Source organism: Mucilaginibacter antarcticus (assembly GCF_042686155.1).
Lineage (GTDB): Bacteria > Bacteroidota > Bacteroidia > Sphingobacteriales > Sphingobacteriaceae > Mucilaginibacter > Mucilaginibacter antarcticus.
The window spans coordinates 1-11,509 of the sequence record NZ_JBHUON010000031.1; the positions used below are offsets into that span (position 1 = coordinate 1).

Annotated in this window: 8 protein-coding genes; 1 reads left to right on the forward strand and 7 read right to left on the reverse strand. The window is 42.2% G+C overall.

The features are described from left to right. Positions 1 to 132 precede the first annotated feature (132 nt). Positions 133 to 525 carry a hypothetical protein gene (locus ACFSYC_RS18245; protein ID WP_377130288.1) on the reverse strand — a complete coding sequence of 131 codons (393 nt, stop codon included), beginning with the start codon at positions 523 to 525 and terminating at the stop codon, positions 133 to 135. Positions 526 to 597: 72 nt separating this feature from the next. After that, complete coding sequence (locus tag ACFSYC_RS18250) at positions 598 to 1,371, reverse strand: helix-turn-helix domain-containing protein (protein ID WP_377130316.1); 774 nt, start codon at positions 1,369 to 1,371, stop codon at positions 598 to 600. Between the two features lie 84 nt (positions 1,372 to 1,455). Between ACFSYC_RS18250 and ACFSYC_RS18255 the strand changes: the two genes are divergently transcribed. Continuing rightward, positions 1,456 to 1,806: a GIY-YIG nuclease family protein gene (locus tag ACFSYC_RS18255; RefSeq protein WP_377130289.1), complete on the forward strand. Its 351-nt coding sequence runs from the start codon at positions 1,456 to 1,458 to the stop codon at positions 1,804 to 1,806. 14 nt (positions 1,807 to 1,820) lie between these two features. Here the strand turns inward: ACFSYC_RS18255 and ACFSYC_RS18260 are convergent, their stop codons facing one another. The 5 genes from ACFSYC_RS18260 to ACFSYC_RS18280 all read right to left on the reverse strand — a co-directional run bounded on the left by ACFSYC_RS18260 (position 1,821) and on the right by ACFSYC_RS18280 (position 11,471). Continuing rightward, positions 1,821 to 2,429 carry a fasciclin domain-containing protein gene (locus ACFSYC_RS18260; protein ID WP_377130290.1) on the reverse strand — a complete coding sequence of 203 codons (609 nt, stop codon included), beginning with the start codon at positions 2,427 to 2,429 and terminating at the stop codon, positions 1,821 to 1,823. A gap of 41 nt (positions 2,430 to 2,470) precedes the next feature. Then, complete coding sequence (locus ACFSYC_RS18265; protein WP_377130291.1) at positions 2,471 to 5,623, reverse strand: DPP IV N-terminal domain-containing protein; 3,153 nt, start codon at positions 5,621 to 5,623, stop codon at positions 2,471 to 2,473. A gap of 42 nt (positions 5,624 to 5,665) precedes the next feature. Next, a complete protein-coding gene (locus ACFSYC_RS18270) occupies positions 5,666 to 7,978 on the reverse strand; it encodes a penicillin-binding protein 1A (RefSeq protein WP_377130292.1) in 2,313 nt (770 codons plus the stop codon). Positions 7,979 to 8,082: 104 nt separating this feature from the next. Next, entirely contained in the window at positions 8,083 to 10,629 is a 2,547-nt protein-coding gene (locus ACFSYC_RS18275) for a glycoside hydrolase domain-containing protein (protein WP_377130293.1), read from the reverse strand. A 65-nt stretch (positions 10,630 to 10,694) separates the two neighbouring features. Next, positions 10,695 to 11,471 carry an amidohydrolase gene (locus tag ACFSYC_RS18280; protein ID WP_377130294.1) on the reverse strand — a complete coding sequence of 259 codons (777 nt, stop codon included), beginning with the start codon at positions 11,469 to 11,471 and terminating at the stop codon, positions 10,695 to 10,697. Between the last annotated feature and the right edge of the window lie 38 nt (positions 11,472 to 11,509).

Below are 11,509 nucleotides of genomic sequence, written 5' to 3' on the forward strand. Positions count from 1 at the left end.
AACCTCGCTATAGCCCTGATCGTTGTGCAATGCGGCGGAGACCCGGGTTTGTTTTTCAAAACATAAAAATGGTCGGAATTTCTTCCGACCATTCGTGCCTTGTGGCCGCTCTTCTGTAAGTATCAATATATATTAGTTACCGTTTTGTCTTTCGGCCATTGCTTTAGCCTGATCTTCTATCTGTTTTTTGTAGATAGTTGCCTGCTCTGCAGTTAACACAGCTGTAATTTTATCGGTGGTTGCTTTTCTTAAAGCAGTTTGTTTAGGGCGCATCGCTTCTCTGTCGCCGTTTGATGCTGTACGCAAGCTATCCTGAACTTTACCTTGAGCAGTTAAAATTGCAGTAACCTTGGTTACCTGCGCATCAGTAAGGGTTAATGTTTCTTTTAACCTTGTAACTTGTCTTTCCGGGTTCATTCTGCCGCCACGGGCACCGCCGTTGCCACCATTACCACCGCCATTTTGAGCGAAGGTTGCTACACTGGCACCTAATACCAGGGCAAATACTAATACTAACTTTTTCATGTCTCTTTTAAGTTTATTGTTTGGTCTGTTTGATAAAGATAACAGTACAAGGTTTAACATTTAGCGTGTAACTTAATTGTTGCCTTCAAGTTTAGCAATTGAGCGCTGCATTTGGGCCATCATATTGGTCAGGCTTTCCATAGTAGGCTCAGGTGTAGGTAAGGGCAGGTGGGTAGATATATAGGCCTTAGCTTTCCAAACTTCTAGTATATCTTCTCCGTTAACTTCGTAGGGCTCAAAAACCGGATTGTCTGATACTAACTTCAACTTCTTGTTGTCTTTAAACTTATTGCCGATACGTTTATATACTACGCCATCGCTTTTTGAAATAATTACATAAGTGTCATTTGGCTTTATATCCCCCCAGTTCTCTACATACTCCCCTATAATAGTAGTACCCGAAACCAGTGGTAACATGGAGTCGCCTTTAATTTCGAAACCGCGAAAGGTCCCTTGCTTAAACATCGGCAAGTATAATTTAGGCAAAGCGGCAACATACTCCGGGTCAGCATAGCCATTCATATAGCCGGCGCTGGCCTTTAGTGGCACCATTTCAATATTTTCGTTATCTTCCTTATCTACAGATATACTTAACACACGTAAACCGTTTTGATTAGGCTTCGGTTTTGCTAACCATTTGTCGTCTATATCTTCATTTATAAAATCATCAACTGTTACTTCAAAAAAAGATGCTATGTTTTTTAGCAAATCATACTTTGGCTCGGCTCTTTCTTCTTCGTAAGCACCCACCAATGATCTTTTTATACCTACCTCATCTGCAAACTGTTGCTGTGTAAGGCCCTTCTTTTTCCTTAAGAATTTAATATTTGAAGAAATTTTTGTCATAAAATTTGCATTTGCTAAAATAGTTAGTATTTTTATGCTCATAAAATTAGTAATTATTTTTTAACCAGCAAATTTTATTATCAAATGAAACGCTTTATCTATATCATCACCGACAGGAACAGAAAAAACTTGCACGTAGGTTTAAGTTCAGATCTACTTAAAACACTGAAGTTTTATAGTGAGATGCCTACATTGTTTTTCGACAACGCGCAACAACTAAATAGATTAGTATATTTTGAAGAGATAAATACCGAAGAGATGGCCATGGACCGTTTTAAAATGGTAAGCACATTCACCCGCACGCAAAAAGAAAAAATGATTCGTTTCGTAAATCCAGATTGGGTGGACCTTACTATAGGCTTAAACTTTGAAAGCGGCCTACGCAGCAAACCACAGCTACGCGCATCTTTAAGTCCGCGCCGTGTTGCCGCATAACACTACGGAAAGTATTATATGGTTTTAAATTTGGGCACAAGTACAGCATTGATAAAGTGTATTAAGCCATTACTTTGAGGCACATCAAATTTATTGATAATGCTTTGGCCGCCATTATCATCAATTAACACAATATTGCGGTTAGCATCTAAACGGGCGCTTATTTTGTTGCCACTAAGCGTGATAAAAATGGCAACGCCTTTATTTTCCGCAATGGCATGCGCTATATCTTTAGTAGTAACTGCCCCAGGTAGGGCATGGTAGGTAAGCAGTGCTATAAGTTTATATTTTTGATCGGCACGCCGTAAAGTGTCTCTTTTTCCTTTTGATAATAAATTAAATGCCTGATTACCCGGTGCAAATACCGTAATAGGGCCCTGGCTGGTAAAAGTCTCCTCAAGTCCAGCGTTTTGGATCGCTTTATAAAATTCTGATAACTCCGGTGATCTGGATATATTAGTTACAACATCATTAGTTGATAACATTAACGCGCCTTCTGCCTTGGTTAAAGTTAACTGCTTAACTGTTTGAGGCTGAGCAGATGAATCTGATCTGTTATTTGTTTGAGCAAATAAAACTGTATTGAAAGCCAGCGATATTACTAAGAAAAATATTTTACGCATATATAATTGTAACCTCAAAACAGCCAATATGTTTATACCAATTACCAACCCGGCGTAAATCCTAAGCCAAACACAGGCTTATTAACGTCATTACGGTTGAGTGGCAGTGCCAGATATGGTTCTAATACGAAGTATCCAAATAAATTTACTCTTAACGACACACCTGTACTTAATGCCGGCACACGTTGGTTAGTAGCATACACTCCGTTTCCGTTACTATCTGTACCGATCCTGTCTGGTGCGATTTGAAATTTTATTTTATCACCACTGTTCCACGCTAAACCCGCATCGAAAAACAAATTCAGCTCACTAAATAAAAATTTCGACTTCACCACTGATAATTTTTCCGGGCCGGTAAAAGGCAGCCTTATCTCAAAATTGGCGACAGCATTACGTGTGCCCGATAGTTGGTCGATAGTAAACCCATTGCTTGGCTGGCCATTACCGTTGTAAAATGTTTGCGCCTCGTAACCTCTTATCATAAAGGGGTACCCTATGTACATGGGGTATAATCCGAAGGAATTGCCGAAACGCCCGTACCCATAAAAACGGGCTGCAAATGTTACGGGCGCGGTGCGGATATACTTACGCAGATCAATAGTAGGGGCAAAAAATTGGTAGGTGCCAAAGTTATACTCGGCCTGTATGCGGTACCGGTAGCCGTCAAGTGGTGAAGCCACCCCCATAAAAGAGTCGTCACCAATCAACGAATTACTAAGTTGAAATACCGTAAACGGACTCAGATTTGATCCGCCATTCAATGGATCATTATTGTAGTCTGAGTTTGTGATATGATGCTTTTTACCGCCAACATAATAACCCAAACTGTCGTAGTAACTGCTATACCTATCTACGCGATAATAGTAGTGAGCCATACCGCCACCAATTTCATATCTGGTGGATTTTGAGATAGGGTAGGATGTAAATAATGAAAGCTGATCCTGAAAAACACGAATGATATCATATCGTTCTTCAATTACTTTCACAGGTTTGCCGGCAGTATTAGCCACTGTGGTATTAACAACATTATAGTTAGCAAACTGAAGTGGGATATGCGACACGCCGACGCCAAAATTCCAGCGGCCTTGCTGGTTAATGTACATTACCTGGCCACCTATGTCATAAATTTCTCCGTTAACGGCCACGCCTGCGTATATCTGGTTACGACCCAATATATCGCTAAATATGCCTTGTACACCACTTGATAAGCCAGTGCGACCGAAAGAGTTAACCGAGGCACCAACACCGCTACTTGCCAGATAATCTAACTGAAACTGCGGTTTATATGGAATGGTCTTAATAGAATCATGAGGGATTTTTTGATAAGCCAGGAAATTTTTCAGGTTCGAATTGATCAAATCCACTCCAACCGCGCGGGTGGGTGGGAGCATAGCCGCGTCGAAATTCGTCTCGCTACCGCTAACCGTTACCGGTTTAAACTCTGATACCTTAGCGCTGTACAGCGAATATTTTTGTGAGCGATAATAAGAATATATCACATCGTCGTTTGCAGAAACGCTTAAAGCCGGCGAAAATTCTGTAATGCCGGAAATGCCCGTAAACAGATCGGTCATCTGCTCAAGCTTACCGCCGCTTAAAGTATAGCGGTACAGGTTACGAAAACCATCTCTATTAGATAAAAAGAAGATCTGCTTACCGTCTGAAGAATACTGAGGGTTTAAATTATTTGCGCCGTTGAATAGCCGCAGGTCGCTTGTTTTACCTGTAGTGAGATCATACATCGCCAAGTTGAATGTTATATCCTGCGATGTTGTTCGATCATAAGTCGCTCTGTCACTTGAGAAAACTATTTGATTACCATCCCTTGAAAAACTTGGCTGATAATCAGAATACAGATCATTGGTTAGTTGCCTAATCTTCTTGGTATCAAAATTATATAAGTACAAATCGCTCTGACCTTCTGATAATCCCTGGAAAACGATCTCATTCCCTTTTGGCGACCACGACAAATTGCTAAACTGTTCTGCCTTGCCCATCGATAGGTCTTGGAGTATCCGCCCGCTGGGCACCTCGACCACCAGCATACGGTTACGCCCCTTGGCAAACACGCTAAACGCAAATTTCTTCCCGTCCGGCGACCAAGTGCCCGCAGATTCTATAAAGTTAAACTCGTCCACGTGCGAGTTGGATATTTTGCTGGTGAGTTTCTTGATGATCTGCCCCGTCTTGGCATCGGCTAAAAAGAGATCTATGGAGAACAAATTCTTCTCTGACAAGAAAGCGAGGTATTTACCATCCGGGCTAACAGACGGTGCCACATTCATCTCTCCAGAGTTTTTGTTACTGATAACCAAAGTACCGGTCGGCTTTTGTACCGTGTCTTTCAGGAAAGGCTTATAGGTATTCTCGATAGAGGTTTTCCATAACTGGGACAAGGTCTTATCATCATAACCAAACGTGCGCCTAATACCATAGGGTAAACCATACCGGGCGGTATTTTTAAAGAAAGGAGTTATAATCGTATCACCATAAGTCGAACCAATGAAACTCCAAAAAGCCTCGCCGTAGCGGTAGGGGAAATATTTATTACTCTCGGTAAGATCTCTTACAGAGGGGATATCATGGTTCAGGTAAGCATCACGCATCCACATCGCTGTGTATGAGTCCTTTTTACCTAGCGACAGGTACTCGGCCATACCCTCAATCATCCACAGCGGAAGGTTATTTATGTTCTCAAAATTATCACTCTCTTTACCCAACAAGGCATGATACTGGAAAGCATGCACCAATTCGTGACCCAACACGTGGCGTGTCATTTGGTTATTTTCCATTATCGGCATAATAACACGATTTTTCAAACCCTCGGTAACACCACCTGTACCAACGCTGATCTCACCGTCGAGCGCGGTGGTTTGTTGAAAATCCGGGTGATTAGCGTAAAGAATGATAGGGTTAACCCTTTTAAACGTATCCCTGAAAACCTGTTGGTGTACCGTATACCAAAGCTCGCTTTCCTGCGCGAAACGTTTGATCAGACTATCATTTTTTATGTAATAGTAGATCTCGAAGTGCGGGGTTTTATAAACCTTAAACTTCAGGTTTTTATAGCGAACCTTGTTTTGACCGAAATACTGTGCCTTTGTAACCGAACTGAAAAAAATCAACCCGATAACGCATAGCAAAGCCAACGCAAATTTTCTTAATATGTATGCAGTAGGGTAACGTTTCTCCATATGTGTCAATATCAATGCTAAAATACTAAATCCCGCTCAGTTCTAAGGCAGTATACCGGGCGTTTCGATAATATCAGGAGGAGGGGTGCCTAAAGTATCTATTTCCATGTCAAGGCTGTCAACCGCGGTTGTATCTATCCGGATGCGTGGCGATGGACACTCGTAACTCTTGGTGATCTTTGTAAACGGCTTCGGGAATGGGCCATAACCATAACCAGACTGTGGGTCGGCATAAACTTTCTCCATAAACAAGCCAAAGATAGGCAATGCTGTATGCGATCCTTCGCCACTTTCAGAACTGTTAAAGTGCACACTACGATCATCAGCACCAACCCATACACCGGTCACTAAGTCTTTAGTAATACCCATGTACCAGCCGTCAACATAGTCCGACGAGGTGCCGGTTTTGCCGCCTATCTGGTTATTATTTTTCTTCCAAAGGCCACTGTATTCCCATAAAGCTTGTGACGTGCCACCCGGTTCTTCCATACCGCCGCGGAACATGTAGAGCATCAACCAGGCAACTTCTTCACTTATTACCCTTTCTTTTTTCAACGTAAACTCTTGTATCATACCACCATCCTGATCCGTAATTTTGGTTACCAATAGGGGATCAACTTTTTCTCCTCTGTTTAAAAAGGTGGCATAGGCACGCACCATTTCATAAACAGACACGTCGTTTGATCCTAAAGAGACCGACGGCACAGCTTTAAGCGGACTCTCTATACCAACCTTATGGGCATACTCAACAACTTTATCCCAACCTACTTTTTCGGTAATTTGTGCCGTGATTGAATTTACCGATCGCCCCATAGCCCAGCGTAAAGACATTTCCTGGTAAGTAAAGTTCCAGTCGGCATTATTAGGCGACCACACTTCGTCTTTACCGCCTTCTTTATAGGTAATGGTAACCGGTTTATCGGTAAACTTATCGCAAGGGGCGTAGCCATTATCCAAAGCTGTAAGGTAAGCAAAGGGTTTAAAAGTTGAACCGGCCTGGCGTTTAGCCTGGTTTACGTGATCGTAATTAAAGTATTTATGGTTGATGCCGCCTACCCAAACTTTAATTTTGCCACTAGTTGGCTCAATGGTCATCATGCCGGTATTTAACAACCGGGCATAGTATTTTATAGAGTCGATGCTAGAGAACGTTGTATCCTTTTCGCCTTTCCACGTAAATACAGTCATCCGTTTGGGTTGCTCAAAATAGGCTTTGATTTTAGTACTATCACCGTTGTACTTTTTAACAAGTAGTTTGTAAATAGGCAAACGCTGTTCAGCTTTCTCCACAAAGTTTACTATCTCTTTACCTTTCGAATCGCGCCACGGGTTTTTATCTCCCCAAATGTTGTCAAAACGGCGTTGCAGCATCTTCATTTTTTCTCCTACAGCTTCTTCAGCATATTTTTGCAGGCGCGAATCAATAGTAGTGTAGATCTTTAATCCATCTTCGTACAGGTCAATATTTTTCTCTTTGCACCAGGGGCGCAGCCAACGCTCAACCGCCTCGCGCAGGTACGAGTCGCCATGCGAACTGTTATCAACATAACTCAGGTCTAACCCAATAGGCATTCTGTAAAATCGGTTATAATCGGCCTTAGATATGTATTCATATTTCTGCATTTGGCTCAACACCACGTTACGGCGCTCAACGGCCTTTTCAGGGTTATTAATGGGGTTGTAAGTAGATGTTGCCTTTAGCATACCCACAAGCGTCGCCGCTTCGGCCACAGTTACGTCATCAGGTGTTTTATGAAAGAATTTTAAGGTCGCGGTCTTTATGCCGAAAGAATTATTACCAAACGGAACAGTGTTTAAGTACAGGGTAAGTATATCTTGCTTGCTGTAAATGCGCTCTATTTTATAAGCTGTGATCCACTCTTTACATTTCGATATAATAGTTTTAACCAGCGGTACGTGGCTCAATAGTCCCTGCGATTTGCGTTTACGGGTAGCGTATAGGTTTTTTGCCAGCTGCTGGGTAATCGTACTGCCACCTCGCTTATCGCCGGTAGCAGTGGATATCATACTGGTTGGTAACGAATAAAAATCTACACCACCATGCTTGTAAAAGCGCACATCTTCGGTAGCTACTAAAGCGTTAATAATGGACGGACTTATTTCTTTATACTCAACCGGCGATCGGTTTTCACGATAGTATTCGCCAATTAGTTTACCATCAGCCGTATAAACCTGCGAGCCAACTGACATGGTGGGCGCTTTAATATCTTTCATATCAGGCGAGTAGCCAAACAACCACAGGAAGTTTAGCTCAATAGCACAAAAGAAAATTATTATAAGATAGATTAGAATGACGAAGTATCTCAGGTATCGGTTTTTTATACGTCTGAACATGCGGTAAAGATGTAAATTATTGGCCTAATTTAATAGCCGGTTTATGATTATGTAACAACGCAATTTTAATAGTTTAATTTTAAGCGAAGGTTGGTATTGGTTATTTATTTTAAGTTTGGGTTATATTCTGTTACCATACTTGCCTGGCCGTTTTTAACCGCAATGGCTTTTATAGTTTTTACATTAGCCGTTAGGGGTATAGGCTTGCTGTAAAGTAATGAAGATGTGGTTGGGGTTGACCCGTCTATAGTGTAATAAAACTGGTTAGGCTCCACATCGTTACCGCGAATCTCGACTGCGGCAGGTGGCGCAAAAGTTTGCAATAACACTATTAATGGACTAGGTACGATCAGGTTATCTGTAATGGCCGATGCGGCTTTTTCCAGATCCTGCATAAATATTTTGTTAGGCAACCTACCGGCAAATACCTCAAACTCGCCGCCTTTGCCCATAGCTGCGTAATCAAGATAAATTTTGCTGTAGGGCTTTTTCTCAAGGTTCATGCCCTGCAGGTAAATGTTATTGCGCTCCACCGACGATGCCGCGTTAAGGATAGTGAACTTCTTACCATCCTCTAAATTGATCACCGCTTTCTCAAACTGCGGCAAACCAACCTGGTATTGTGCCGAACCCGGCGAGATATTATATAAGCCCAAAGCGCTCATTACATACCAGGCCGATACATTGCCGCCTTCATCGTTCAGCAAGCCATCCGGCCGGTCTGTATATAATTCAGACATGATACGATTTACATAAAATTGAGTCTTATCGGCCTCGTCGGTGAAGTTAAACAAGTAAGGCATCGTCCGGGAAACAGCGACGCTATGATCATACTCGCCAATCAAATCATCAGATTTTATCTTGGATGGCGTGGTAAACACTTCTTCCAGTCTTTTGGCGAAGTTTTCTTTACCACCATCGCGGGCTATCAGCGCAGTAATATCATGCGGCACAGCAAAAGCATATTGCCAGGCGTTACCTTGCAGATACGGCACCCCAACTTTTCCAGGTTCAAAGGGCTGCTCCCAATTCCAGTTGCGCGCTTGTATAAAGCCGGTTTTGGGGTTGTGAATATTTTTCCAGTACTGTGCTTGGGTTATGTAAGTATTATAATCTAAAGGCTTACCAAGCATTTTTGCCATTTGAGCTATGCACCAATCTGTATAGGCATATTGCATGGTGTGCGATACCCAAAAGGTAGAAACACCCAACCCTGTCAACTTATATATACCACCGAAATAATCGTCTTTTTCTTTGGCAAACTTCATTGCCGATAAAGCCTTTTCGGCATTAAAGCTGCGGTTGCCTTTGGCGTACAGGTCTACAATTAAAGGAGTTAACTGTCTGGCGGTTTCCATAAATGCCGCCCTTGCTGGGTTATTGAATATTGAGTCACGGTTATCATACACCAATAAAAACCCGTTGATCATATCAACTGCACGTTTTTGATCAATAAGCGCCAATACTTGAAACTGATCTCTTATAGCATTGCCTGCGGTGTAAAACGAATTGTTAAATGTGTAATATGGAAATCCGGGGGTGGTATAAGTTCTATCCAGATCGCTGGCTTGCTTTAATCGATATGGCCCCCGGTATCTACCGTCAACATCGCTATGGATGTTTGGCGATAACATACTATGATATAAGGCAGTATAAAACATCTGCCTTTTAATCTTAGCATAGTCAATAGGAGCTACCTTTTTGCCGGGCGGTTGTTTATAAGCAGCATCAATAGTATTAGCCACCAATTGCCGGGTTTCGATAGAAGGCGCTCCGCCTTCAACATCAATTTTGCCGAGTTCTGTCAGCCAAACTGTTTTGGCCGCTTTAAAAGTAGTTTTAAAATCAAAATCCGGAATCTCCGCATCCAGGTTTTTCTTTGCACCATCTGTGCCTGTAACTGATAGTCCTGTTTTAACCATCAGGTCGCCGGGGTTATCAAATTGCAGGCATAGCTTCACGCCGTTTCCATTTGTTTGTTTTATGTCCCCGTTAAACGCTGTTTTATTTGTTATCCAATGCTTTTTAAAAGGCTTAGAAAACTTGGCGTAAAAGAACACCGCCTGATCAAAGCCAATTGATCCTTTTATTTCATGATCATTAATAATTTCTACAGATTGATAAATATTACCGCGGCCATAACTTTTAAGATCAATAAACAAATTTGCCCGGCTTGTAGATGGATAGCTAAAAGAGTGTAAGGCAGATCTGTTAGACGAAGTAAGCTCAACGCCAATATTAAACTTATCTAACTTAACGCTATAGTAACCGGGCGATGCGGTTTCGCTCTTTTTTAGAAACAACGACGCGTTAGGCCCGTCAAACTTAGGTTCGCCGACGGTGGGCATCATCAGCATATCGTAAAAACTCTCAGAACTTAAACCGCTCAGGTGTTTAATGGCAAAACCATATATAAGCGAAGCTGTGTATTTGTATCGTGGTATACCGTCACTTTCGCCGGCAGACATATCAGTTACCGGGTTTACCTGCAACATAGCGTAAGGCAAAACAGCGCCGGGGTTAACCATGCCTTTTCCAGATGTACCTATAAAAGGGTTAACGTAGGTGGTATAGTCTTTTTTCTTTTGTGCCCATGCCGGTAAGTTATATGCAACAGCGCACAACAAGAAAATACTTAAATATTTAATCACTTTACAATATTATAGTTTAGCCTATAAAAATAGTGATTTGGGAAGATTTACCGGCAGTTTAAAAGTTAAATAAGGTTAAATTCATCGGCATCCCTTAAAAAGGGCATAGCCCGGCGGGCTTTCACCAATTCGTGCGCCGAGATAGAAAATGTATAAACATCTTCTTCGTCGCGTTTGTAATAAACTACATTGCCATTGGGGTCTATACAAGTCGAGTCGCCCGAGTGATAAACTTCGTTACCATCATGGCCAACCCGGTTTACGCCAATAACATAGCACTGGTTTTCAACCGCCCGGGCCGGTATTAGCGTTCGCCAATGCAGAGCGCGACGCTCCGGCCAATTTGCAACTATCAACATCAGGTCGTAAGCCTCTTTAACATTGCGCAGCCACACCGGGAAACGCAGATCATAGCAAATAACCGGGCAAATTTTCCACCCTTTTAGTTCCACAATAAGTTTATCCTTGCCTGCTGTATAGGTATGATCCTCCTCGCCCATGGCAAACAAGTGCTTTTTATCGTAATGGTTGCTTTTACCGTCAGGGCGCATCCATATCAGCCGGTTATAAAATTTGCCGTCCTCCACAATAATAAGACTCCCCGTAACCACGCATTCATACTTAACGGCTATCTGGTGCATCCACTGCATGGTTTTACCACCCATCGGTTCGGCCAGTTCGGCGGCGTTCATGGTAAACCCGGTGTTAAACATCTCTGGTAATACTATCAGATCGGTTTTTTCTCGGATACCGGCCAACCGCAACCCAATGTTTTTCAGGTTTTGAGCTATCTTTTCCCAAAAAAGGTAACCTTGAAATACAGTGATCTTTAAATTTTCCATTATCGTTGGGTTCGGCAGTAAATGTTAACTAATACGTG